Source organism: Paenibacillus sp. ATY16, from assembly GCF_003399985.2.
Classification (GTDB): domain Bacteria; phylum Bacillota; class Bacilli; order Paenibacillales; family Paenibacillaceae; genus Pristimantibacillus; species Pristimantibacillus glycanilyticus.
In genome coordinates this window covers 87,421-113,434 of record NZ_NMOK02000023.1, presented here as the reverse complement: position 1 = coordinate 113,434, position 26,014 = coordinate 87,421, and the positions used below count along the sequence as shown (strand labels likewise).

Sequence of the window (26,014 nt, the reverse complement as noted above, 5' to 3'; positions counted from 1 at the left end):
AAAATGACCATCAAAAGAATTGGCTCTCAGCCTTCCGGTAAAGGACCGTTTGATTATTTTACGGGAACGGTGCGTATTGATCCTCTGTTTGAAGCGCCAGACCCTGCACGCGCTGCCGGAGCAAGCGTGACGTTCGAGCCGGGAGCAAGGACCGCGTGGCATACGCATCCGCTTGGCCAGACGTTGATTGTAACCGCGGGCAGCGGACGGATACAACGCTGGGGAGGACCAATTGAGGACATTTTCCCCGGAGACGTGGTCTGGTTCCCGCCGGGAGAGAAGCATTGGCATGGCGCTTCTCCAACGACCGCGATGACTCATATTGCCATACAGGAGCGTCTGGACGGCAAGGCGGTCGAATGGCTGGAGAAAGTAAGCGACGATCAGTATCAAGGCTGATCGGGTGCGACATGAGGATGATTTCTATTGACTGTAGAACGGAATAAATGGCTGATTATTATTTTGGCATTAGGCGTCTTTGGGATATTAAATACCGAGATGGGCGTTATTGGAATATTGCCGATAATAGCCGAGCACTATGCTGTCAGCATAGCCACCGCCGGGCTGGCGGTTAGTCTTTTTGCGCTGGCCATTGCCGTATCCGGTCCAATTACGCCTTTATTGTTCTCGCGCATGAATCGCAAGACAACAATGCTGCTTGTGCTCGCTATTTTTATTCTCGGCAATGCGGTCTCCGCGGCAACGTCCAATTTTACCTTGTTATTGATTGTGCGGGTGATTCCAGCCCTTTTTCATCCAGTATACGTATCACTTGCGTTTACGGTAGCTGCTTCTTCTGTCAGCAAGGAAGAGGCTCCAAAAGCAGTCTCAAAAATATTTATCGGAGTATCGGCTGGCATGGTTCTTGGTGTGCCTGTCACTAGTCTAATTGCCGAAGCTACCTCCTTAAGCATGGCAATGATATTCCTTGCTCTTGTGAATGCGCTCGTGTTTTTGGCAACCCTTCTTTTTGTGCCGGCCATGCCCGTTAGCGAAAAAGTTTCCTATGGGACACAAGTAAGCGTACTGAAAAAATCGGCCATTTGGCTCTCCATCGCCGCCGTTATTTTTATGAACGGAGCCGTATACGGCGTGTATAGCTATCTTGCCGAGTATTTGGAAGCCGTTACGAATTTGGCTTGGAGCACGGTCAGCTTTGCGTTGTTCCTTTACGGAGCGGCCAATATCATCGGAAACTTCCTGGCAGGAAAACTTCTCGCAACATACGCTTATAAATGCGCCGTTATTTTTCCTTTTGCGCTTGGCGCGGTTTACATCTTTATGCTTTCTATGGGACAAATCGGCATTTCCATGTTCCTCATTATAGTAATTTGGGGAGTAGTGGCAGGTATCGGGGCGAATATCAACCAATACTGGATAACGTCCGCTGCTCCGGAGGCGCCAGAGTTCGCCAACGGATTATTTCTGACATCAGCCAATTTAGGAACAACCTTTGGAGCGACGGTATGCGGACTATTTATTACCGGAATGGGTACGCCGTACGTTGTGTTAGGCGGATTTCTATTTTTGCTGTTAAGCTCCATTTCCGTATTGCTGAGAAGCTCCTCCTCTATTAACGCAAAACAATTCACTTGATAAAAGGCTGAATCGTAAAATAAAGAAGCATGGACGTATTCCATTCATGCTTCTTTATTTTTTGGCTTGCGGTACATGCCGGAGACATGCCTCTGTACGTTTAAACCGCAGCAACTCTAGGCAGGAACCCATAAAGAAAAGCCGGCATAACATGAACTATTGTCAGCAAGAGGGGAGACGGGAAGGAAATTGCATTGGCTTAGTATTTTGGGGATCGGTCTTGCATCTAATTTAGACAATTTGGGAATCGGCTTTTCCTTTGGCACCCGGCGTATAAAAATTCCTATTCGTTCTAACCTGCTTATTGCCGCCTTATCAACGCTATCCGCTTATATCGCAATAAGATGCGGACATCTGATTGCAACTTATACGTCACCAACCTTTGCGAATGCCATTGGCGGCAGTATGATTATGGCCATTGGCTTGTGGGCGATAATCAAGTCCCTGATGGCGACAAACAGAAGGAAAGCATCAAATGCTCAAAAATCACATAGGGCAGACCAAGTCGGAGAGGTCATCATTACTTGGAAAGAAACATGGACGCTTGGAATTGCGCTTTCGTTAAATTGCATTGCCAGCGGATTAGGGGCGGGTGTTACCGGTGTATCGGCTTGGGGAACCACGATTTCGGTAGGAGCGTTCTCGATTATCACCATTGCATTGGGGTCAAGTCTCGGACACCAAATATCCAATACGGTAGTTGGAAAGTATTCCAATGCAATAGGGGGAATTATTTTAATTTGCATTGGCATTTACGAGATTATCATCTGAGCCTGCAGGCCTTTTTATATTCGATAAGAAAACAGCAGCTTCCGTTATTCCGGAAGCTGCTGTTTTGAATTGGGGCGGTCTATTTCGATTTCGGCTGTATTCTTTTTCGCAATTGGCTCATCCTCATTCATCAGCCCATGCATGCCGGTTTTAAATTCCCGAACGGTGCGGCCAAGCGCACGACCAAGCTCGGGAAGCTTTTTGGGGCCGAATAGCACCAATGCAACAATAATAAGAAGGATAAAGCCGGGCATTCCGATGTCAGCCATCCATGAACCCTCCTAAAAACAATGTAAACGCTATACTTATTATAAACGACAACTTCGCCTAATAGAAGGTGAAGGTGAGGGAGTGGCGATTCCTATTTCGACAGGAAGCTTAATGGGATGTCTTAGGCCTGTATTGCCTTGGAGTCATGCCCATAATCTTTCGAAATACCTCTCGAAAATGGGCGGGATCCTGATAACCAACTTGCTTGGCGATATCCGCTAGCGGTTGGCTGGTACCGGTCAACAGCTGGCAGGCCAGCTCTACACGCTTGTTCTGCACGTATTCGGAGAACCCCATCCCAGTCTGCTGCCGGAACAATCGGATGAAATGCCGCTGGCTAATGCCGGCTTGTACCGCTAACTGTTCCACTTTTAAAGGTTCAGCAATATGCCGGTTAATATGGTCCAGTATGTTTAGTAATTCGCTATGTCTCGTGCCGTGGATTGTTTGGTTGCCGGTGGTATCCTGCATCTTCAGTTTCCTGGAAATGCGCGTCAGCAGTTGAAGCAAGCCGGCAAGTATAGTCGTTTCGAAGCCCCAAGACTCCTCAGTAAATTCCCGATGCAGCTGTTCGAACGATGGCGCAAGCTCGAGCGAGGTATCCCGGAGAAATAGATACGTCCCCGGAGTACCGTCAAGAACATGCAATACGTCGGTATCCCGGCAGTATGGAGATAACCATGCGTTGAGCTCTCCGATCCAATCGGGGCGGATGCAGAGGTTATAGACGAGTAGACGGTTCGATGTACCATTGGGCCGGAAAATATGGGAAGTGCCTATCGGAATGATATACAAGCTGCCTTTGCTTGTTTTGTTGACTTCGTCTGCCACATAATGATAGCCCTCACCCGACATGACATACACAATCTCAAGATAGGCATGATCATGCTCTCTAAGATCAAAGCCCTCTTCCCAGCGGTTAATAAAAACAGGGAATGGATGATGGAAATGCTCCTCGATGGAGGAGTGGTGGGCGGGAGCTTTCCCCGCTTTTTTGGTGTCGTTTGTAACCATGTCATTTTCCCCTATGCATCATGTCATTTGTTCCTGCTTCGCGGATGTTTTGCTTATTATACAATTTACGTAAACGATTCGAAAGGGGCAAGCTAACCGATGGTTTCACAAGATAAGAAGAAGGCTACCTGGATCTGGTATCCCGGAGATTTCGAAATTCGGCTGCATGAGAAAATGTCAGCAAAGCGTACCGCTCGAGGGGTTGCTTATCCCGCGTATTGGCGGCTTGACCGGCATTATTCCAATATTAAATTCCGTTATACCTATGAGCTGGAGCATGAAGAGGATATTACGATTGCGGCGGAAGGCGTCTTTTCCCTCTACCTGGACGGCAAAGATAATTACCGTTCCAACCGTTCAACGATAACGCTTCCCGCAGGGCGTCATGAAATTATGGTAAGCGTGTATAACGATACGGACATGCCGGCGCTTTATGTTGCGGGAGACTCCATTCAATCCGATTCCTCCTGGGAAGTGACTTCTTATCAGAATGACTGGCTGCCAGCCGGCTTCTGGAAGTTTGATGCGCCGGAGAATAGACCGTCCGCCTTCAGACTGGCGGTTACTCCTAAAGAACCTGTCTCGGTTATGGACAAAGAAGGTTATCCGCTCCTTGATTTTGGCAAAGAAACCTTCGGCTATCTTCGATTTCATAATCTGAGGGGCAACGGTTCCGTAAACGTCTATTTCGGAGAATCATTCGCAGAGGCGCTTTCGCCGGAGGAATGCGTGACCTTGGATGCTTTCGAGGCAGAGGCAGCAAGAGGGAAGGAAGAGGATGGCGTATTCACGCTGGAGGAGCCGAAGGCGTTCCGGTATGCGTGGATTCACGCCGATCCGGGCGTAACGTGGGAACGGGTGTCCATGCTCTACGAATATGTGCCGGTTCAGTACAGAAGCTCGTTCGAATGCTCGGATCCTAAACTGAACGATATTTACAAAATGTCGCTTTATACGCTGCATTTGAATACGCGCGAATTTTTCCTGGACGGGATCAAGAGGGATCGCTGGGTCTGGTCCGGTGATGCTTACCAAGCTTTCCTGATGAACTATTACAGCTTTTTCGATCTGGATGTCACGCGCAGAACGATTGTAGCTCTGAGAGGAAAAGACCCGCTAACCATGCACCTCAATACGATTGTGGATTACTCGCTCTATTGGTTCATCTCTCTATACGACTATTATCTGTATACAGGAGATTTCTCCTTCATCCGCCAAAACTATGACCGTGCCGTAACCTTGATGGAATTCTGCTTAAACCAGCGAAATGAAGAAGGATTTATCGAAGGACGGCCGCAGGATTGGGTATTTGTAGATTGGGCGGATTTGAACAATACGGGTGCTGTAAGTACTTTGCAGATTTTATTGGCCCGTAGCCTGGAAGCGATGAGCGCGTTCTCCGTCCAGATTGGCGATGAAGAGGCCTCCTCCAATTACGGTCGCTTGGCAGCGGAGCTTAAAGAGAAGACGCTGGCCTTATTCTGGGATAACGAAAGAGGCGGGCTGCTGCATCACCGGGTGGATGGGGAGACCAAGCCGATGCTCACGAAGCATGCCAATATGTTCGCGATGACCTACGGTTATTTGTCGGAAGAGCAACGTTCGAGCGTTATTCATCAAGTACTGCTAAATCCAGAGGTTCCGCAAATTCGGACTCCTTATATGCGGTTCCATGAATTAGCCGTGTTATGCGACAGCGGCGAGCAAGATGTCGTGCGCAAGGAGATGCTGTCCTATTGGGGCGGCATGATGGATCTGGGTGCTACGTCCTTCTGGGAGGAGTACGACCCTTCGCTTGACGACGATCAGCATTACGGCATGTATGGCATGCCGTTTGGCAAAAGCCTATGTCACGCCTGGGGGGCAGGTCCGATCTACTTGATTGGAAAATATTATCTGGGCATCACCCCGGCTTCGCCCGGTTATGAAACCTACCGCATCCGGCCGAACTTGGGCGGGTTGCAGCATATGCAAGGGACCATTCCGATCGGTGAAGGGCAGATCACGATCAAGATGGATCTAACCAGCATTCATGTGGAAAGCTCAAGCGGTTCAGGCGTGCTGACCTTTGTAAGCAGGCATCTTCCCGAATGCCCGGACGCCGAGGTTAGAAGCAACGGGAATAACACCTATGAAATAACCGTAGAAGCAGGTAAGCTTTACCGCATAACTTATCAGGCATAGGCCTTTTAATGAAGAAACTCCATAGGCGGTGAGTTTCTTTTCGTGCAAACCAAGTGATGCTTTACTTTTATTTCTCTTGACTTGGAGTGAACTCCGGGTTGTATAATCACATGTGATACAGACAGAGAAAACAGACTAGGGAGATAGGAGATTCTTATTCGCAATGAATGCAAACAAAAAATCGAATTTTATTCGCCAAGCCTTGCTGCTCGGATTATTTTCGACGCTAGGCCCGTTTACGATTGATATGTATCTGCCGGCGTTCCCGGAAATCGTGGAACAGCTTGGCTCTTCGGCTTCGCTTGTTCAATTCAGTCTCACAGCCTGCTTGCTTGGACTTGGCATCGGCCAGCTTGTGATGGGCTCGCTCAGCGATGTCTATGGCCGACGTATTCCGCTGCTTATCTCGATGGCCTTTTATGTGGCGTCCTCATTGGCATGCGCATTCTCGCCGAATATCGTTCTCTTGATCCTGTTCCGCTTTATTCAAGGCGTTGCCGCTTCGGCCGGTATTGTTATTTCCCGCGCGATCGTACGCGATTTGTACAGCGGTCACGAGCTTACCCGATTCTTCTCGCTGCTTCTGCTCGTAGGTAATTTGGGACCTCTCGTGGCACCTGTTGCCGGCAGCGGTGTGTTGTCGGTTACCTCCTGGATTGGCGTCTTTATCTTCCTGGCGGTGCTTGGCATCTACCTGCTCTCCGTGACGAAATGGAGCCTCAAGGAAACGCTGCCGGTCGACCGCCGCAGCCCTTCGAACTTCGGGCAGCAGCTGCGCAATTATGGTTCGCTGTTACGTGATCGCCAGTTTGTCGGCTACATGCTGGCACAAGGCATTATGATCGCCGGGGTATTTGCTTACGTATCGGGAACACCGTTTATTTATCAAAATATTTACGGAGTATCGCCAACCGTATTTGCTCTTCTGTTCGGCTCGAACGGGGTCAGCCTGATCATCGGCTCCCAGATCGTCGGACGGCTGGCGCATCGCGTATCTGAACGAAGCTTGTTGCTATTTGGACTTTGCCTTGCCTTGTTGGCAAGCATTATCGTAGTAGTGGTAACGCTTGTTCAAGGACCGTTATTTACTCTTGTTATTCCGCTGTTTATCTTTGTCGCCTCGATTGGCATAACTTCGACGGCAGCATTCCCGCTTGCGATGGAAAGCCAGGCTAATCAGGCGGGCAGCGCGGCTGCACTGCTTGGCGTTATTCCGTTCCTGCTTGGCGCGGTTGTGGCTCCGCTCGTTGGCATTGCCGGGGAAGATACGGCTGTTCCGCTTGGAATCATTATTTTAATTACAAGTATAGCGGCCATGCTCGCCTACTTCCTGCTCGTAAGAAGAGGCACGAGTGCGCATAAATTAAACACGGTAGGGCAAAAAGCCGTATAAGAGCCCGACAAAATCCCGATCATGGTTGATCGGGATTTTTGTCATGAAGATCAGATAGGATTTGACTACAGCCGTCTCGTGCTATACTCTGATATAACGATGAAACATTAAAAGGGAGATACAAATGCCTTCGATTATAACTAAGCCGTTCGACAAAGAAATGCAAAGCCTGTTAGGCGAGTTAAGCTCGGGTTATCATGCCGGGGAATTAAGCCGGAAGGATCCTTCGGAATTGCCGGAAGTGATTTACACGATTGAGCATAATGACGAAATGGTTGGATACGGAGTCGTGCGGGAATACGCGCAAGGCAACCAGCTCATTCAGAAGGCGGAAAAGGATTATTTTCACCCGGATGAAAGGTACCTGGAGAAGGATTTCTATATTGATATCAAGAACGAGACGAACTTTATTCTTATAGAAGCGTTGGATGTGCTGAAGGAACATGAGGGAAATGGGTATGCGGCGTATTTCGTGAATTGGCTGAAAGCGAAATATCCGAATAAAAAGATGTATGTCTATTCGCTCGACAAATCACAGAATTTTTGGTACAAACAGCAGTTTGAAGTGGTAGGAAGTACGGTGTGGATGACTTACAATTAAATGACGTGATTGAACGTGATAAGAGGGATAATATTGAAAATGCCGTTTGCTTTCCCTAGGGAAGGCGAACGGCATCTTTTATTTTATAGATCCTTTAATTCAAATGAGGTTAAGAGCTCTTGGTTTAAAATGTTCAGAATCCTTTCTAAAGTTATTTTGTTATCTACGATACGGAAATCGATTAAACCAAAAAACGTTTTTGCGTTGTCCTCAGGAGTCTGCCCCACCTCAATTGCTTCGTAACTGACTTGCAGAACCTCGCAACCTTTAATGGAGTATAAAATGCCTGCAGCCGTGTTGGTCAGTTCGTTATCCAGATGTAACGTATACCTTGTGTAGTTTAACATGATGCTGTTATTATTCAAAAATATCCTCCTATATTGGTAAATTTTTATAGTTAATAGTGGTAGTATAGCATGAGTACTTTCTAAATGTAAGTATAATATACGAATAATGTAGGGCTAAAGTCATGTTTTTTTGCAGGCAACAAAAAAGAACTGCTTTGCATGGTGCATATGAATAAGCTTCGCAACTTTTAATAGCAGCTTGCGTTCATAACTAGGAAGTTTAATTGTCCTTTTTAAATCCGCTATCATAGCGGATTTTTTTTGTGCGAATTGCCCTTTGACAGCAAGTTGTCAGTTACAGTAGACTGTAACTGAAACACTTTAGTGGCAATATAACACTTTCGTGTGCAGGAGGGGACGATGGATACTTTTACCGCGAAACAAGTTACTGAGATCATTCAGCTAGACGATGCAAAAATGAATCTTAGAACGGTGCGTTATTACACGCAAATCGGGATACTCCCGCCTCTTGAGTTAGTGGGGAATAAAAGAGTGTACACGAATAAGCATGTACAATACCTTAGAGCGATCATCACCTTAAGCAGAACGGGTGAAACACTGGCGGCCATTCAAGAAAAGTTAAGCAATCTCTCCATGGAGGAAATTGAAAAAATCGGCGACCAGATTAACCTTTTTAATCCTGAACGTGTTTTGGAAAGCGAAACGCATCAAATCACCGAAGATGTTGCGATTACCTTGAGTCCGCGTTTATCGGAGGAGGTAAAACAAAAAGTCATTGAATCGGTTTCCATGCTTTTAAGGGGAGATCGCGATTGAATATTGAATACAGGCTTGCAAAATCGATGATCGAGAATGAGGAGGGACTGAATCATCTTTGGATTCGATTGGCTGAAGTTGATCAGTCTGAAATCACAGATATACAAATAAATGTTGGTATGCCAGAAGGTATATTTCGCTTGCCGAACCTAAATCATCACAACGAAGATGAGGCAGGTACAATCGTACTAGCAAAAACGGATGATCTTATGTTGGAAATCTATACAACGAACCCAATCGCTTGCGGTGATCATGCAATAACCGTTGATATCGTATTTATGGATTGGCAAAAACATCGCTGCATGCAATCTGCTTCTATTCCTATAAGGGTAGTATTGGCGGATGAAATGGAAACCGTAGAGATTGATAATGAGGTTGTTAATCGTGTTACGCAACTGGCCATTAAACAAGCCTCTAATGAATTAGATGAGTTTGAGGTAATCGGAATCCGTCCTAACCGGTTGACTTTAAATAACGAATATTCTTTTCTGGAGCAGAAGTATCGGGTAGATTGTTGAAAATTCCTGATTGGAGTTGAAGTTATGATCCTTATTCCGTATGTAAGGCATGAGTATACCGTGGAACATGAAGACCGGTTCGGAGTAACATATTTTGATATGGTGATGGCGTGCAGCATAACGGATGCAAAAGAGCGCATACGCGGCAGACGTCCATACTTCAACATTCGAGCTGTAACAAAAAATCCGTCTATTAAAGCCAAAAGAAGCCGGTCCCCTATTTAGGGGTCGGCTTCTTTTGGGCGAGCTGGCTAATTTATTGCCCGGCTTAAAGGAGCTTTTTGGAAATTAGGCGAATATGTAAATAATTATTCCTCACGCATATCAGCTTCGGAAGTATAGCATCCGTAAGATCACTTCAGGATGGGACGTGATTAGCTTGCATCTGCCGATTCATAAGAGATTATTCCGCAACCGAAGCCATGCGCTCCAAACGATGATTATTTCCAATCTCTTTATTCTTCTAATCCCCCTTGCCATGGGTGTATTTCTGTATGCCAAGGTTGAAAACAGCCTCGAAAAAAGCACGAACCGGTCCAATGAAGCGATGCTGGAGCAGCTTAGGCTGACGCTCGACAATAAACTGTCGGAGGTCGATCTATTGGCTCGTCAGGTTGTATTTGATCCCAAGCTGGATTACATGCTGAAGATACAAGGACATCCAAGCAACGCGGACCGGTATCAGTTCGTCGAATTTATGAGGGACAAGCTGGCTCGTTACCGGAATATGACCAGCAGCTTCATTTTTGATTATTTCGTCTATTTCTCGCGAAGCGATACGATTATCAAGTCCGATCAGCTGACCGATTCCCATACGTTTTACGAAACAAATTATACCTTTAAAGATCAGTCCTACGAGCAGTGGAAAACCGGTATGCTGGAAAGCACGCATCAATCGGCGTATCTGCCGGTTACTTCCCTCTCCCGAGGACTAAATCCGCTCGCAAGTCTTGAGGTTATTCCGGGCGACGTCATCGTGTACGAGCAAACGCTGCCCGTCAGCTCACCGTCGGATCATCTGGGGAATTTTATCGTTCTGATAGACGTAAATGAGATCAAGGCGATGTTCGCCCAGCTCGAATCGGCAAGCAACAGCGACATTTATATTCTAGATAACAACGGACAGACGATTATGAGCACCGGCTCCGCGTTGTTCCCGGCGGATCTGCTGAAGCGAATGGATCAGACCAATGCCCCTTTTGCTTACAAGATGGGCGGAGTGGATCAGATGGTATCGTTCGTAAGCTCCCAGAAAGCGGGCTTCCGCTATGTATCGATTACCCCGAATAACGTGTTCATGAAGCAGGTGAACCAGATTCAAAGCTGGTCGCTCGGATTATTTCTCTTATGCCTAATTGCCGGTCTGCTTGCGGTTGTAGCGGGGGTATACCGCAGCTATAAGCCGCTGCACGCCACCATACATGCGATCATGCGCGGCAAAGCCATTCACGGGCGCTCCTTCTACAATGAATACGAGTTCATAAGGCAGACGTTTGAGGGCTCTATTCACGAAGAAAAGCATTTGCGGAACACGTTGACCAGGCAGACACCGTTCATACGCGCGAACTATTTATCCCGCCTGTTGCACGGCTATATGGATGTGGATCTGTCCTCCGAGAGTGAAGAATCGCTGCATTTCATGAATTTGAACTTTATTAGCGACCGGTTTGCCGTATTTCTGGTGAAAATCGAGGATGTGCATCTCTTCTCCGACGAGGATGAAGAGAAGTGGGCAAGAGCCAGGTTTGTGGTATCCAACATTGGCATTGATCTGATCGGCCCTCCACAGAAGGGATTTGTCGTGGAGCTCGAACGGGACCGGCTTGCGTTCCTGATTAATCTGGATAAGGAGCGGAGGAACGAGGAAGCCGTCATCCACGATATCGTGCAATCCCTCTACGAGATTCTATCGAAGAAATTTAATATTGGAATCACGATCGCGGCCGGAGGCGTCCACGAAGGTCCGAAAGCGATCCGGAACTCTTATCCGGAAGCGCTGGCCGCGTTGGAATACAGGCTGATTTTGGGCAAAAACGCGATTATTTATTTTCAGGACCTTGCCAGCACGAAACAGCATTATTACTATCCGCTTGAAATCGAGATTCAGCTGACGAACTTCGTAAGAAGCGGCGATACCGACAATGCCGGCAAGCTGCTGGACAAAATCTACAACATGAATTTCTCGTCCAGCCACTTTACGCCGGAGATGGGGAAATGTCTGTTCTTCAATATTATCAGTACCTTCCTGAAAATCATGAATTCGACCAATATGAATCAGCTGGAAGAGCTTGGCGAGGACTTTGATCCGATAAAAGCCGTGTTTACTTATACAACGGCAGAGGGGATGCAGCGGAAGACAAAGGAGCTGTACGATACGCTTACGAGATCCTTCAACGTGGAGCGCTCCGATCATCGCACCCAGCTGCTTCAGGACATACTGGCCTATGTGGAGCAGATGCTGGGCGATTCGAATCTGGGGCTTGCGATGATTGCCGAGCATTTCCGAATGACCCCGCCGTATATTTCTACATTCTTTAAGAAAAATCAGGGGCAAAACCTGATCGACTACATTACCCAGAAGCGGATGAAAGCCGCAAAGCAGCTGATGGACAATAAAGATCTGACGATCGCGCAAATCGCGCAGCTGGTCGGTTATAACAATGATGTTGTTTTTATCCGGGGATTCAAGAAGCTTGAGGGAATTACGCCGGGGAAGTACCGGGAGACCATTGTACCGGATGCCATCAGCTTGAATGAATAGCAAGACAGTCTCCATGAGACTGTCTTTTCCTTTATAAATCGAGTACTGATCGGTTTTAAGATCCAACTGATTCGTTTTTTGCTTGCCCCGAAATCTTATGAAAATACAACGCAGATGAAAAGTAGAGCATAGGCGCACCTCGGCCTCCGAACGTAAACTTGGAATCGTAAGCGCTTGTAAGACGATGGCCACTAATTCAGGGGGAGTGTTCACGCGTATGAACAAAACTTTAAAATGGTCCGGCAGTATTTTGACCGTATCGGCTCTTGCCGTATCGCTTGCGGCATGCAGCAGCGGGAATAACGGGAGTAAGGGAAACGCCGAGCAGCAGACAAGCGGAACCGAATCGGCAGGAAGCAAGGAAACGCAGCCGCCAAAGCTTAGCCAGCTTTCTTATTGGGTGGCGAATCACGCCGCAGCCGCAGCGCAAATGAAAACCTATGCGGAAATGGGCATGTATCAAGAGAGGGAGAAGGAATCGGGCGTCAAGGTTGAATTCCAGCATCCGCCGCTTGACCCGGCGCAAGCGAAGGAGCAGTTTAACCTCATGATCGTGTCCAGCAAGCTTCCGGATGTCATTGAATACAACTGGAATGATTACTTGGGCGGTCCCGAGAAAGCGATTCAGGATAACAAAATCATCAAGCTTAACGATCTCATTGATCAGTACGCGCCTAATCTGAAGAAGCTGCTCGACGAGCATCCGGACTGGAAGAAGCAAATCACGACGGACAACGGCAGTATCTATGCCTTCCCGTTCCTCCGCGGCGACGATAAAGTAAGGGTATTCTTTGGACCTGCGATCCGCCAGGATTGGCTCGACAAGCTGGGCCTCGGCAAGCCGGAAACCATTGATGACTGGTACAACGTATTGAAAGCGTTTAAGGAAAAGGATCCTAACGGCAATGGTCAGGCGGATGAAATTCCTCTTTATTTGGACAAAGACCTGTTAAATGTAGACGCTCCATTCCTTGGGGCATGGGGAATTAACAACAGCTTCTACCAGGATAACGGTACCGTTAAGTATGGCCCGATTCAGCCGGAATTCAAGTCGTTCCTGGAGACGATGAACAAGTGGTATAAGGAAGGACTGCTGGACAAAGATTTCGCCGCGCCTAATGCCAAGCTGCTGGACAATAAAATGACAACGAACCTGCTTGGCGCAACGGCTACCTATAACGGCGGCGGAATCGGCAAATACGCCGGCCTTATGAAGGATAAAGATCCTGGCTTCAAGCTTGTTGCGGCTCCTTATCCGGTGTTAAACGCCGGCGATACGCCGATTTGGGGGCAAAAGGATTTTGCCTTTAACGGGATTGGCGCTGCGATTACGACAAGCGATAAAAATCCGATCGAAACCGTTAAATGGCTCGATTACGCGTACGGCGAGCAAGGCGAGCTGCTGTTCAATTACGGCATTGAGGGCGAAAGCTATACCATGCAGGACGGAAAAGCGGTCCTGAAGCCGGAATTGTTGACTCCGTCAAACGGAATCAGCAGCCAGCAAGCCATTGCGAAGTATAACCGTGCCACATGGAGCGCGCCGTTCGTGCTCAGCGACAACTTCCAATTGCAATATCTCGCTCTCCCGCAGCAGAAGGAAGCTCTCGAAATCTGGTCCAAGCCAACGGTTGAGCGCAAGATGCCGCTTGTGACGCCAACGCAGGATGAGAGCAGCAAATTCGCTTCGATTATGACGGATATCAATACCTACAAAGACGAAATGCTGTTGAAATTCATTATGGGCGTTGAGCCTATCGACCAATTCGACAACTATGTGAAGAAGATTAAGAGCATGGGAATCGACGATGCCGTCCAAATTCAGCAGGCTGCGCTCGAACGCTTCTCCAAGCGTTAAACCCGGAATTGGCTAGGTGGGGGCGAGCGGGCTCGTCTCCACCGGCGCGAGTGCGTCACCTTGAACAGAGAGGAAGGAAGGATCGATGTCCAAAAACGTCGGGAATCCAGCTTTGCTGCAAACGATAAAAACGGATATGAAGCGGCATTGGGGCGTTTATTTAATGGCGCTTCCCGTTCTTGCTTACTATATTATTTTCCATTACGGCCCCATGTACGGCTTGCAGATCGCGTTTAAGGACTTTCAGCCGTCCGATGGCATATGGGGAAGTACATGGGTGGGTTTCAAGCATTTTGAAAGCTTTTTTAACGGTATCTATTTCTGGCGCTTAATTACGAATACGGTCCTGCTCAATCTTTACGAGCTGCTGTTTGGCTTTCCGGCTGCGATTATTCTGGCGCTTCTGCTGAATGAGATCCGGAAGAGCTCATTCAAACGGATTGTGCAATCCATCTCGTATTTGCCTCATTTCATCTCCATTGTCGTAGTGGCGGGGATGATGGTCGATTTTCTTAGCCGCACCGGCCTAGTGAACCAGCTTCTTGGCTCCTTCGGCATCCAGCCAATCGATTTTCTGATGGAGGAGGGCTGGTTCCGGTTCTTGTACGTCTCCTCGGGAGTCTGGCAAGGCGTGGGCTGGGGATCGATTATTTACCTGGCAGCGATATCAGGGATTGATCCAACGTTGTATGAAGCTGCGCGAATAGACGGAGCGGGGCGGTGGAGACAAACGCTAAACGTGACGCTGCCCGGGATTATGCCGACGATTATCATTTTGCTGATCCTGCAAATGGGCAATATGATGTCCGTTGGCAGCGAAAAAGTACTCTTGCTCTACAACCCGCTTACCTATTCAACGGCAGATGTTATTTCAACCTACGTGTACCGTAAAGGGGTATTGGAGGCCAGCTACAGCTTTACCGCCGCAGTCGGTTTATTTAACTCGATAATCAGCTTTATCCTGATTGTGGCAGCCAACAAAATCAGCAAGCGGTTCAGCGAGACCAAATTGTGGTGATAGAGGAGACTTGCAATGAAAAGAACGATGGGAGAGAGGGTATTCGGCGGGATAAACGTCATTCTGATGATTGGCCTATGCGTGGTGACGCTCTATCCGTTCCTGTATGTACTATTCGCGTCGTTTAGCGATGCAACGGCTTTCCTGCAGAACCGCGGGCTGCTGCTGGCGCCAGCCGGATTTGACTTAAGCGCTTATAAGGCGGTATTCCGAAACCCGATGATCATGAAAGGGTATGAGAACACGCTGCTCTACGTGCTGCTCGGAACGGCCATTAACCTCGTCATGACCGCTATCGGCGCTTACGTGCTTTCCCGGCCGAATTTGTATTTCCGGCATTTTCTGATGTTCCTCATTGTGCTCACGATGGTGTTTCATGGCGGATTGATTCCAAGCTACCTGCTCGTTAACAAGCTTGGCATGATGAATACGATGTGGGCGCTGCTTATTCCGGTCGCTATCAATACGTATAACCTGATTATTATGCGTACCTCGTTCCAGACCATTCCGGCGAGCCTGGAGGAATCGGCAAGGATGGATGGAGCGGGGGAATGGACGATTTTATTCCGGATCGTGCTTCCGCTGTCGATGCCCGTTATCGCCGTCATGATTCTATGGTATGCGGTAGGCCATTGGAACTCGTATTTCAGCGCGCTCGTCTATTTGCGCGACACGGAGAAGTATCCGCTTCAGCTTGTGCTCCGCGACATTCTGATCGCCAACAGCACGGATTCGATGATGACCGGTGCGGCCAGCGACGATAAATATGCCATTGGCGAAACGATCAAATACTCGACGATTATCGTGTCGACTTTGCCGATTATTTGCTTGTATCCGTTCTTGCAGAAGTATTTCGTTAAAGGCGTTATGATCGGGGCGATCAAAGGGTAGGAGGATGGCCATGACAACGGTGACGTACGACAACGCGCCAAGCAGCTGGAATGAAGCCTTGCCGCTTGGCAATGGGCATTTCGGCGGAATGGTCTATTACGAAGATGAGACGATGACCATGGCGCTTAACCACTACGAGGTGTACTATCGCAAGCTGCACCGTTACAGTACAGCCTTTCGGCAAGGAGAGGGACAGCACTTCGGTTTGCAGTATGGCCGGACCTATGACGAGCTTCGGAAGCATGCCCAGGCGATGTACCGCAGCCCTGCAGAAGAACCGTTATTTCTATACGGAGATGCCCTGAGCGACAGCAGCATGTACCGGCAATACGGCAAGCCGCCCGGGGGAAGCTCCCATTATCCGACCGGAGAGATAAAGCTCTATCCGTCTGCGGAGCTGAAGGATCCGGATCATTACGAGCTGCAGCTTGACGTAATCAAGGCGGAAGTCCGGCTGCGGATCGAGAAAGAGGGCAAGAAGCTCGAGGTTGCAACGATGGCAGGCGAAGACGGGGATTTCATTGTCACGGATATTAAACAAACGGAAGGCACTCTGCTAAACGAAATCGAGCTTGCGCTGCCGTTAAGAAGATATGCCGATAGTCAAGCTTCCTTCCATTGGCATGATGATACAACCATTTATTATACAGGCTCCTTCTACCCGGATGGGGAAGACAAGGATCGTCATCGCCCTTTTTCCTTTGTTGTAATGACAAAGCTGCTTGGCGCGAAAGGAAAAGCCGTGAATAGCGCAGGAGCTATTCGAATTCGGTTAGATGAAGCGGAAAATAGTCTAACTTTGCTTACGTCGGTCGTTACGGAAGCGCAGACGGACGACCCGCTGCAGACTGCATTCGAGCGTCTGCGTCAATTTATTCCCGGACTAGCCGCGGCGAGAGAACGACATCAATCCTATTGGCAGGGCTTCTGGAGGCGTTCGTCCGTTACGCTTCCGGATAAGCTGCTCGAGGATTTATACCGGGTCAATCTTTATGCTCTGTCCTGCAGCAGCGGACGCGGAGGTACCATGCCTGAACAGGCTTGTGGACTAAACGGTCTATGGGATATTAAGCAGCCAACCAAGTGGGGCAGCATGTGGTATTGGGATGTGAACATTCAAGCCGCCTTTTGGCCGCTGTATACGTCCAATCACCTGGAGCTGGCCAGCTTGTTTAATGAAGGTTTACTCTCCTATGCCGGCACCGCCGAACGAATGGCGAAACAGTTCTACGGACTGGACGGAATTGCCGGGGATTACCCGCATGCCTTGTATTACAGCATTTGGCCGTGGTGCGCGCAGTTTTTATGGGATTATTACAGGTACAGCATGGACGAGACGTTTTTGCGCGAGAAGGCTTATCCGGTGATTCGAAAGCTCGCCGAATTTTTTGAAGGGTTATTGCAATTTGATGCCGAGAGCGGTTTGTATTACGTCTTCCCGGATATTTCGCCGGAGCAAGGACCGCTTACGCGTAACTCGACCTGTACGCTGGCCACCGTCAACTATTTATTCCGCATGGCGATAGAAGCCAGCAGATTGCTCGGCGAGCCGGAGGAAGAGCGGAGTAAATGGGAGGACATTGCGGGGAAGCTGGCTCCTTATCCTGAAGCGTATTCTACGCGTTACGGGAAAATATGGCTCGATTCCGAATGGGCGCCGCCGGATCTTCCTCTGCGGCATCCATCGCTATTAATGCCCATTTATCCGATTGGCGAGATCGATAGGAATGCCGAGTTGCCGCTGCGACAGCAGGCAGAAAATACGCTTCGTTACGCGGCGGAGAATACGGAATTCGGCATGTTCCAATTCGGCTGGCTGTCCTGCGCGGCTTCGCGGTTAGGCAGGGGAGACGATGCGCTGCGGCTGCTGTACGAGCAGGGCATCGACCTGTCGCTTCGTTGCAACGGCTTGTTCGCGGAGGAGACGGAAAGATGGATGAATTACTGTAACATTACAAATGAACCCTTGTACCATCCGTTTATGATGGAGGCTTCCGGCGAGCTTGTCGCTGCCGTTAACGAGATGCTGCTGCAAAGCTATGACGGCGTAATTGAAGTATTCCCGGCCGTTCCGGAAGGAACCTTGGAGCGGAAACGGGCAAATGGCATGTATAAGCATCAGTTAGAGGAGCTGGCGCGGGCTAATGGCAAGTGGGAAGCATGCGATTTCAGGGGATTGCTTGCGGTTGGCGGCTTTGAAGTCAGCGCTAGACGTAAGGCAGGACGTACGGAATGGGTACATATACGAAGCCTTGCCGGCGGAAGAGTTGTGTTGAGGAATCCGTTTGACGATGGGGAGAACGTCAAGGTTGTGAATTTGTCCGGACGTGCCTTGACGCTGGAGGAAGAGGCGCGTGTTCAAGGCTGTTTGGTTTTTGATACGGTTCAAGGCAGTGATTACCTCGTCTATGTTGATCTCGCGGAAGGTACTTTATGGTCGGATTGGCCGCCGGTTCATGCAAGGGGGATAAGGGATGACAATGCCATCAGCAGCCCGCATGTTCATGAAGCGCACACAAGTCGGCGCGTATTTTTGGGGAAGAACCGGGACACGGAGCATTACCGGCTGCTCGATCATTTTACGTTCGATTATTACGCGGGAAACAGCAGAGTATCGAAGCTTGCCGCATACCGGCTGGACTTTGGCGTTAAGGAAGAACTGCCGGGCAAAAATTATGCGGAAGCACTTCCCCGTCAGATTCATATTGCTGGGGTGCTTGGTCAGGCATTCCGTAAAGTAACCCCGGATCTGATCTTTACGCCATATAGCGGGATTGGCTGGGAGCGGACGGAACAATTAACAGCTATCGACCGCGGATCGCCCGACTTGCTTCGACGGGACTTTATTGGTGGAGCAGGCGATGCGGTTTTTAGGATCGAGCTTCCCAAAGGCCGTTATGACCTCCTAATCGTTTCGGGAGACGAAGCAACCCCCTCTTGCACAGAGCTTATAATCCTTGGACAGCTTCACTGGAGACCGGAGAAGCCTCTCAAAGCGGGGGAATACGCAACGGATATCATTCCGGTTACGCAAAAAAAGGATGGCTTCCTACATCTGCATTTCCGTTCATGCGAAGGTCTTCCTTGGCGGATAAATTTGCTGGTGATTAATCGAAATTACTCGTATTTGTGATTTTGCGAGTGAAGGAATTGCTGTATGCAACGGCGAAGAAGTTTGACGCGGAAGTTCTTACCAAAGTTACAGAGAATTTAAGAAAGAAGCATGGCAAACAAACAGGATGTTGAAGAAATCGGAGGAATGGAAATGGTGCAGATCCGAAGATTGACAGGCGCTGAAATGCAAGAAGCTGTCCGCTTGTCGGATGCGACATTCCGGGACGGCAATCAGACGTCCATGGGCCAATTGTTCCCGTTTCTCTTCTCCGATGCGGCGTTGCACTTATCCTACGGCGCATTTGAAGAAGATGGTAAATTGGTATCGTTTATGGGCGTTGTCCTATGGACGATCCGGATTGGCGAGGCAGCGCTGCGCGTAGCCTCGCTTGGTTCGGTCTGTACGGAACCGTCTGCAAGAGGCAAAGGGTACGCGAGTCAGCTATTGGAGCAAGTTCAGCAATTCACGCGGGCTGCAGGGGCTTCCTTGCTGCTCGTATCCGGTGACCGTTCTTTATACACGCGGGCGGGCTGCAAGCTGTTCGGGAGAATTAACAAATACCGCATGAATGCGCTGCAAGCAGAATCCTTGCTCGGTGGATCGGAAGAAAAAGGCGAGATCCGGGAGATGCAGCCGGAAGATTTGTTTGCCGTGCAGGAGGCTGCTGAAACTCGGCAGGTACGTTATCAGCTGGGCATTAATGAATTCGGCACGCTGCTCAAGGCGGAAGCCATCGCAAGCGTGATGCGGATGAGTCAACGGGTATTTGTGCAGGAGTCGGATGGGAAGGTTGTCGGTTTTGCGGTGATTGGCGTTACGTCGGATACGCAATTAAACGGGTCGGTTCTCGATTATGCCGGAGATTCGGCGCAGGTTGTCAGATTATTCGCCGAAGCCGTAAACCGAATTGGCCTGCAATCCTTGGAGATTCCTATTCCGTGGCATGAAAAAGCCATTCATGAACGGTTGTCGGCGATTCCTTCTGCGGAGGAAGGGCAACCGGGTACCGTCCAAATTCTGAGCGGCGAGGCATTAATAGACCAGTTATCGCCATGGCTGGAGAAACAAGAAACCGCAAATGGTCTTCGCTTGATCCGGAAGGATAACGGCAGCTGGCAATTGTCCGACTCTGCAGGCCGGCCTTCCTCTACATTAAGCGATGAAGAACTGATTCGATTGCTATTCGATCGTGTCGGAACGGATGCTATACAGCTGCCTGCTGAAGCCGATGCCTACCGGGAATTATTCCCGGTTCCGTTTCCGTATACAGCGGGCTTGTGCTTTGTGTAAAGCTTCATAATAGCAACCTGTTTCGTTTATATGAATAAAGCTGCCGGCTGCGGCAGCTTTATTTTTTTACTCGTTTCGCCAAAGACGGAGATAACCGTTTCACCTTATATAGATTAGAAAAGATGCGTTTTATATATAAAACAGGTATTATTAATTATAAACGTTTTATAAATCAATTAAATTTTGCGGGGGAAATCTTTGGAAACACTCAGAACCTTTTTCACTCATCCGATTATCAAAAGAATTGTGTTTGTTTTACTGGTCGTAGTTCTGCTCTACAGTCTCCGCGATATGCTGAATTTGTTGCTGCTGCTGTTTATGGTCACGTTTGTGATGATGCGGCTGCAGAGCTTTATAACCAAGCAAATTCGCAGGGTGATCCCGGTATCGCCCGTTGTAGTGACCTCTGTCTTGTATGTCGCGCTTGTGTTTGGCCTCGTTTACGGTCTGGTCAATTACGTGCCGAAGCTGATTAACGAGATCGTGGATATCGTCAACAACGTGCAAAAGTTTCTAGGTTCAGCGCAAAACGATCAGATCGCTCAGGTCGTTGCGGATACGCTCGACAAAATCGAATACAAAACGTTTTTGAACAGTGCGCTCGCTTATGCCAAGATGATTGGCGGCTGGCTCGAGATTATTTTGCTGGTTATCCTGCTTAGCTATTTCTTCCTTTTGGAGCGGCGTAAGATCGTTAATTTTACCGAAAAATTCAGCAAAAGCTCGATTGGCTGGCTGTATCTTGAATTCCGTTATTTTGGCGGCAAGTTTATTGCTTCCTTCGGCAAGGTGCTTGAAGTACAGCTGATGATTGCCGTATTTAATACCGCCCTTACGATTGCCGGTCTATGGATCATGGGCTTCCCGTACCTGTTCGCGCTGACCATTATGGTATTTTTGATAAGCCTCATTCCGGTTGCTGGTGTCGTTGTTTCCTTTGTCCCTATTGGGATTATCGGCTACCAGATTGGCGGAGTTAAAACCGTCATTTGGGTTATCGTTCTGGTACTGCTCATTCATGCTCTCGAAACGTACTTCTTGAACCCAAGGTTATATTCGCACAAAACAAATCTGCCGATGTTTTACACGTTCTTTATTCTTATTTTGTCCGAGCATTACATGGGCATCTGGGGGCTATTGATTGGTATTCCAATCTTTATGTTTATGCTGGACGTGTTAAAGGTGGAGCAGGCTGATTCGTTGGAAGAGCAGACAAAGCCGGTGAAAAGCGGACGATCATCGGATCTATAATCTCATTATGAGACAGTTGGTCATGATGACCAGCTGTCTTTTTTTCTTTTAAAGCTGTTCAACGTAACATTCCAATCGCTGGAAGCGTATATATTTTAGCTAATAGTCCAAGAAATTTTTCGGGTAAGGAGCGTTGATTAATTGAGACCAAACAGGCAGAATATATATTGGTTTTTAGCCGGAGTATGCAGCAGCGCCGTTGTATTTATCGTAGTAGGAAGGATTCACTTATCCCATTTAGCTGCTGTCCTGCTGACCGCCGTAATCGTTACTTTAGGCGGTGGCAGTATTAAGAGGGCTTTTAGGGTTACGGACGAAAGGAGCTTCCACCCGCTGTTTTTCAGCGCAGGGATGCTTTTATTGTTTATTGGCTTTAGCATCATAGGCGTTATAAATTAATAAGGCAAGAAACGATTAGGAGTTTGAACGGAAATGGAAGATATAAATAACATGGATACGTTACAATCAACGAGAGGAAACAGATCTATTCGGAAGATAGCTCTGGTTAGGAAATATAAAACGATAATTAAGCTTACGGCATACAACGGTCGTACGAAGCTGGGAAGTATCGGTATCGAAATATTTTCCGAGAACAAGTTTATCTTTAGAGGAAAGCTAGTAACAGAGTGAACTTTTATATAGTTGATGAATGGATGGAGGAGATTTTTTAGAGAGCCGGCAGTGGATGTTGCACAGTCGGTTTTTTCTTATGGAAGGATAATTGAAACAGTTATCGCATGGTAAACGTAAAACTATTATTCGATAACCTAACCAGATCGAAGCCCGCTATTATTTATGCCTCCGAATTGTAAGCAGTCACGACTTATGTAATGCCAAATCAAGAAGGAGAAGATTGTTGTGAGTGAAGACTGGAACCAAGTTGAGGAAGCATTAAAGAGCATTGAAGTCGTAGGACATGAGAATAACAAGCCGGTTTCCGTCGTCGGCTTCTCGGAAGATTTGCGTTGCATCGGCATAGGAACGGATGCCGCGGTCTTTTATCATTCTGACACCCCTAATTACGCATATAAAGTATATACCGCTCAGTCATTAGAGAAGAAGAATGTGGAAGCAAGCATTTATGAACGCTTGCAAGGCTCCCCCTATTTTCCCCATTGTTATGGTGCCGGCTCCAACTATCTGGTCTTAAGTTTTGAACAAGGAGTTACTCTCTATGATTGTCTTTTACAAGGGATCCCTGTTTCAGAGCAGGTGATACAGGACGTCGAAAATGCCCGGGAGTTTATTCGCAGCCAAGGGATGAACCCAAGAGATATTCATCTTAAAAATGTACTTTTGCAGGACGGAAGAGGAAAAGTTCTCGATGTATCGGAATATAGCAAAGACGGAAACGATAACCGGTGGGAACACTTAGTATGGTCATATAAACATTTTTATCCTATGATTAGCGGAGTACAGATCCCTTTATGGATATTGGAAACGATAACGAATTGGTATAACCGGATTGATACGGCAAGTTTCGGGATAGAAGATTTCTCTAAACGGGTGAGTCAACTTTTTTTGGGAAAACGCAAATAGGGCAGTTGTAAAAGGGCAGATGGTCTTAAGCGGACCATCTGCCTTTATTTCTTAATAGAGTAATGTTTATTTAATCGTTTTGTTCACAAGATTAATATGGTTTAAGCCCGTTCCGCTTGTACCGTCAAAGATGAATTCGAGCTGGTATTTACCGCGAACATAGGTTATTTTCTTTTGTACGGTTTTGCCCGACTTAATCAGGACGGACTCATTTGGAGTGCCCCAGTGTTGTACCAGCATTTTAACGGTGATTCCTCCGAGGTTAGTCTGCCGTTCCACATTTGTTCCGAAGTAACGCATTTCTTTGATTTTGCCCAGCTTATAGCTGATCGCATATCCAGGATGGCCCATCTCGGCATGATATACATCAAAGCCATCGGAATCCTTAGCCGGAGATTCAGCTTCACCAATAGCTTTGATAACCGACTGGTGCGTAGTCGAACCAATCGTAAAACCGTGGAAATTAGGGAATTGACCATTAAGAGCCGGCTTATAGAAACTCATCAGCGTCTCATAGGCTTTTGCATGATCGTCGACAGCAGCGGTACTTTGAGCAGCGGCAGCATGCGATGGGACAGCTCCTGTGGCAGACAATGCTAACGTTCCGGCGAGCACTGAAGCCACTGCGATATTTTTCATGGATTTATAAAATTTCATTTGATTTACCTCCTCGGGATGTCGGGATAAGTTCCCCGTTCAAGTTGCATTAGCTTTGACGCATGTACATTCAAAATTGTTGCAAGCAATATTCGATGTAAATAATTACCTCGAAAGGGGGAGGAGATTTCATTATGTGGTACAATTCTTTTAACCTTATACACAATACATAGTGTCCATGAATTCGAAGAAACGTTATTCCATATCGTCCTTATAGTCGTGACGTTAGTAGTTGGAACTGTAGGAGCATTAATAGCTCGGAAGAATTGAAGAATTGCATGAGAGGATGAACGATTATAGCTGGGGCGAAGAGTTTTCTTAAGTTGTTTGCCAAAAATCTGAAGGAAGTCAAGGGACCAGGCGAATATAGCGCTAATGGAATCACTGTCCTTTGCGTGCATTGCCATTATAATAAATTCGAAAAAAGTTACGCGCAATTAAACACGGCTTTTATGAGTTTCCTTAATCTCGATTTTGCTAACCGATCAGCAAATATATTAATCTGTGATCGTTGCGGTTATATTCATTGGTTTAATAAAGAAGTTAAAAGAGTGTATTGAAAAGGCAAGAAATATCGTCGATTAGATGGCTGGGGAAGAAATAACTAGTCCAATCTACTAAATTTTGCTATGATGCCAATAGGAAAATTTTTACCTAACAAGGAGTCATAGACAAATGAGAAACAATATTTCTACATGCTTGATGGGTATCGGAATACTGCTACTTGTTATTGGGTTTATTGAAGGCTTAGTTTTCGGGGATGCTCCTGATGGCTTTCATATGACCATTGCTCTATATTGGTGGCTGTCGGGTGTTACGGCAGGCTTTATCTTTATAGGCTTATCAGAAATCGTTAATCTGCTGCAAAAGCTAGTGAATAAATTTGATGCAAATCAACCGGTTCAATCCGGAATCCTGTCGCTGTTCCAGCCAACTTCCTCCAGCAGCATACAGGAGAAGATCGCTGAAGCCTCCGACACCAAAATTAAGGATCTGACGATTCTAATAGACGATGTGCGTTTTAGAGGATTCTTTGTATTTACGGATACCGAAGTTCGAGTCATGAAAAAATCGTTATTTCAGGCGGAGTCTGAAGCCGTGCTCATTAAGGAGATCAGCAAGAATAGTCTTTCGGCAGATTTCGAGAGGGATGAAGATTATGTTATCTTTTCATTTACGGAGAGCGGCGGAATACATAAATTAGCTTTTAAAACCTATAACATTTATGACTATGAACGAATAATCAATTTGCTCAAGCACAGAGAAAGCCGATAACTTATCGGCTTTTTTTGTTTGAGCTTTTCTATTGCTGAACCGATTTACGGTAGCGAAGCGGAGAGATGCCTTCCCTGCGCTTGAAGCAGGCCGTGAAATAAGGGGCATACCGGAAGCCAACCTCTTCGGCAATTCGTTCAATCGACCACTCGGAGGAAACGAGCAGCTTCTTCGCCCGGTCCAGCCGGAATTCGAGCAAGTAGTGGCTAGGCGTCATGCCGTATCGCTTCTTCATGCAGCGGACGATGTAATTGGGATGAAAGTGCAGTTCTTCGGCTAGCAGCTCGTTTGTAATGTCTTTCTGGAAATTCTGCTGCAGATAAAAGGCGGCTTTTTCCGCGAGACGCGTAGCCGGCGTGATGGTTTTGTTTAAGCTTTCGCTCTCGAGCATCGAGAGAAGCCGGGCCAGCAAGCTTTGTTCCTCCCAGAAGGAATCCCCGACGGTCAGATTCAGCAGCTGACTCATCAGCTTGAAGGCATTCCCGGGATCATTCAGGGCAATATGCTTCGGAATCCGAATGAGGTGGGGATTCAAGAAAGATTGCGCCATCGCTCCTTCCTTGGCATGCGATTGCCAGATCAGATGCTCGAAATGCACCCAGTAAAAGACGGTATGCTGCTCGCATGGCTTCACCGAATAGTGTTCTCCGTCAGGCAGCAAAAGCAAGGTATCCCCTTTGCCTAGCGACCATTCCTGACCGTTCTCCCCGATAAACAACTCCCCTTCAGCCACAACAATCAAGTCAAATAGGCCGAAGTTTCTTCGATTGGGATGCCGTTCTCCCGCTCGGAACTCGGAGCGGCCGGACTCCCAGTAATAAGGGAGGGGCGGGGTTTGCAGTTCTACGAAGCTCAAATGCGATTCACCTCCTTACTGTGTCATTTTGT

General features: G+C 47.7%; 22 protein-coding genes. 17 read left to right on the top strand and 5 right to left on the bottom strand.

What is annotated here, in order from left to right; translation table 11 throughout:
* Nucleotides 1-3 precede the first annotated feature (3 nt).
* The 3 genes from CFI03_RS13345 to CFI03_RS13335 all read left to right on the top strand — a co-directional run bounded on the left by CFI03_RS13345 (nt 4) and on the right by CFI03_RS13335 (nt 2,367).
* Nucleotides 4-399, top strand: coding sequence for a (R)-mandelonitrile lyase (locus tag CFI03_RS13345; RefSeq protein WP_248757598.1), 396 nt, complete (start codon nt 4-6; stop codon nt 397-399).
* A 27-nt stretch (nt 400-426) separates the two neighbouring features.
* Nucleotides 427-1,596 carry an MFS transporter gene (locus CFI03_RS13340; RefSeq protein WP_248757597.1) on the top strand — a complete coding sequence of 390 codons (1,170 nt, stop codon included), beginning with the start codon at nt 427-429 and terminating at the stop codon, nt 1,594-1,596.
* Between the two features lie 189 nt (nt 1,597-1,785).
* Nucleotides 1,786-2,367: a manganese efflux pump gene (locus tag CFI03_RS13335; RefSeq protein WP_248757596.1), complete on the top strand. Its 582-nt coding sequence runs from the start codon at nt 1,786-1,788 to the stop codon at nt 2,365-2,367.
* A 44-nt stretch (nt 2,368-2,411) separates the two neighbouring features.
* Here CFI03_RS13335 and CFI03_RS13330 read toward each other — a convergent pair whose 3' ends face one another.
* Complete coding sequence (locus CFI03_RS13330; protein ID WP_127493335.1) at nt 2,412-2,636, bottom strand: twin-arginine translocase TatA/TatE family subunit; 225 nt, start codon at nt 2,634-2,636, stop codon at nt 2,412-2,414.
* Between the two features lie 109 nt (nt 2,637-2,745).
* A complete protein-coding gene (locus CFI03_RS13325; RefSeq protein WP_248757595.1) occupies nt 2,746-3,651 on the bottom strand; it encodes an AraC family transcriptional regulator in 906 nt (301 codons plus the stop codon).
* Nucleotides 3,652-3,750: 99 nt separating this feature from the next.
* Here CFI03_RS13325 and CFI03_RS13320 point away from each other — a divergent pair, with 99 nt between their 5' ends.
* The 3 genes from CFI03_RS13320 (at nt 3,751) to CFI03_RS13310 (ending at nt 7,829) form a co-directional block, all read left to right on the top strand.
* Nucleotides 3,751-5,835: an alpha-L-rhamnosidase-related protein gene (locus tag CFI03_RS13320; protein ID WP_248757594.1), complete on the top strand. Its 2,085-nt coding sequence runs from the start codon at nt 3,751-3,753 to the stop codon at nt 5,833-5,835.
* Nucleotides 5,836-5,998: 163 nt separating this feature from the next.
* On the top strand, nt 5,999-7,228 hold the full coding sequence (locus CFI03_RS13315) for a multidrug effflux MFS transporter (protein ID WP_248757593.1): 1,230 nt from the start codon (nt 5,999-6,001) through the stop codon (nt 7,226-7,228).
* A 124-nt stretch (nt 7,229-7,352) separates the two neighbouring features.
* The gene (locus CFI03_RS13310) at nt 7,353-7,829 is read left to right on the top strand and encodes a GCN5 family acetyltransferase (protein ID WP_248757592.1); all 477 of its coding nucleotides are present in this window, start codon (nt 7,353-7,355) and stop codon (nt 7,827-7,829) included.
* Between the two features lie 83 nt (nt 7,830-7,912).
* Here the strand turns inward: CFI03_RS13310 and CFI03_RS13305 are convergent, their stop codons facing one another.
* On the bottom strand, nt 7,913-8,194 hold the full coding sequence (locus CFI03_RS13305; protein ID WP_248757591.1) for a hypothetical protein: 282 nt from the start codon (nt 8,192-8,194) through the stop codon (nt 7,913-7,915).
* Nucleotides 8,195-8,536: 342 nt separating this feature from the next.
* Here CFI03_RS13305 and CFI03_RS13300 point away from each other — a divergent pair, with 342 nt between their 5' ends.
* The 10 genes from CFI03_RS13300 (at nt 8,537) to CFI03_RS13255 (ending at nt 23,194) form a co-directional block, all read left to right on the top strand.
* A complete protein-coding gene (locus CFI03_RS13300) occupies nt 8,537-8,953 on the top strand; it encodes a MerR family transcriptional regulator (protein WP_248757590.1) in 417 nt (138 codons plus the stop codon).
* A complete protein-coding gene (locus CFI03_RS13295) occupies nt 8,950-9,471 on the top strand; it encodes a hypothetical protein (protein ID WP_248757589.1) in 522 nt (173 codons plus the stop codon). The genes CFI03_RS13300 and CFI03_RS13295 overlap by 4 nt, the downstream gene beginning before the upstream one ends.
* A 370-nt stretch (nt 9,472-9,841) precedes the next feature.
* Complete coding sequence (locus CFI03_RS13290) at nt 9,842-12,232, top strand: helix-turn-helix domain-containing protein (RefSeq protein ID WP_248757588.1); 2,391 nt, start codon at nt 9,842-9,844, stop codon at nt 12,230-12,232.
* Nucleotides 12,233-12,449: 217 nt separating this feature from the next.
* Nucleotides 12,450-14,090 carry a type 2 periplasmic-binding domain-containing protein gene (locus tag CFI03_RS13285; protein WP_248757587.1) on the top strand — a complete coding sequence of 547 codons (1,641 nt, stop codon included), beginning with the start codon at nt 12,450-12,452 and terminating at the stop codon, nt 14,088-14,090.
* Between the two features lie 136 nt (nt 14,091-14,226).
* Entirely contained in the window at nt 14,227-15,108 is an 882-nt protein-coding gene (locus tag CFI03_RS13280) for an ABC transporter permease (protein ID WP_373312716.1), read from the top strand.
* 15 nt (nt 15,109-15,123) lie between these two features.
* Nucleotides 15,124-15,999 (top strand): carbohydrate ABC transporter permease, encoded by an 876-nt coding sequence (locus CFI03_RS13275; protein ID WP_201000941.1) that lies wholly within the window; start codon nt 15,124-15,126, stop codon nt 15,997-15,999.
* A 10-nt stretch (nt 16,000-16,009) separates the two neighbouring features.
* Nucleotides 16,010-19,132, top strand: coding sequence for a glycosyl hydrolase family 95 catalytic domain-containing protein (locus tag CFI03_RS13270; RefSeq protein ID WP_248757585.1), 3,123 nt, complete (start codon nt 16,010-16,012; stop codon nt 19,130-19,132).
* A gap of 90 nt (nt 19,133-19,222) precedes the next feature.
* Nucleotides 19,223-20,404 carry a GNAT family N-acetyltransferase gene (locus tag CFI03_RS13265; protein ID WP_248757584.1) on the top strand — a complete coding sequence of 394 codons (1,182 nt, stop codon included), beginning with the start codon at nt 19,223-19,225 and terminating at the stop codon, nt 20,402-20,404.
* A 198-nt stretch (nt 20,405-20,602) separates the two neighbouring features.
* Entirely contained in the window at nt 20,603-21,655 is a 1,053-nt protein-coding gene (locus tag CFI03_RS13260) for an AI-2E family transporter (RefSeq protein WP_248757583.1), read from the top strand.
* Nucleotides 21,656-22,513: 858 nt separating this feature from the next.
* Nucleotides 22,514-23,194: a protein kinase family protein gene (locus tag CFI03_RS13255; protein ID WP_248757582.1), complete on the top strand. Its 681-nt coding sequence runs from the start codon at nt 22,514-22,516 to the stop codon at nt 23,192-23,194.
* 66 nt (nt 23,195-23,260) lie between these two features.
* On the opposite strand, the gene CFI03_RS13250 is transcribed toward CFI03_RS13255, so the two are convergent.
* A complete protein-coding gene (locus CFI03_RS13250; RefSeq protein ID WP_248757581.1) occupies nt 23,261-23,851 on the bottom strand; it encodes a YjgB family protein in 591 nt (196 codons plus the stop codon).
* A 675-nt stretch (nt 23,852-24,526) separates the two neighbouring features.
* Between CFI03_RS13250 and CFI03_RS13245 the strand changes: the two genes are divergently transcribed.
* Nucleotides 24,527-25,126: a hypothetical protein gene (locus CFI03_RS13245; RefSeq protein WP_248757580.1), complete on the top strand. Its 600-nt coding sequence runs from the start codon at nt 24,527-24,529 to the stop codon at nt 25,124-25,126.
* A 28-nt stretch (nt 25,127-25,154) separates the two neighbouring features.
* On the opposite strand, the gene CFI03_RS13240 is transcribed toward CFI03_RS13245, so the two are convergent.
* Nucleotides 25,155-25,982 carry a helix-turn-helix domain-containing protein gene (locus CFI03_RS13240; protein WP_248757579.1) on the bottom strand — a complete coding sequence of 276 codons (828 nt, stop codon included), beginning with the start codon at nt 25,980-25,982 and terminating at the stop codon, nt 25,155-25,157.
* Nucleotides 25,983-26,014 lie beyond the last annotated feature (32 nt).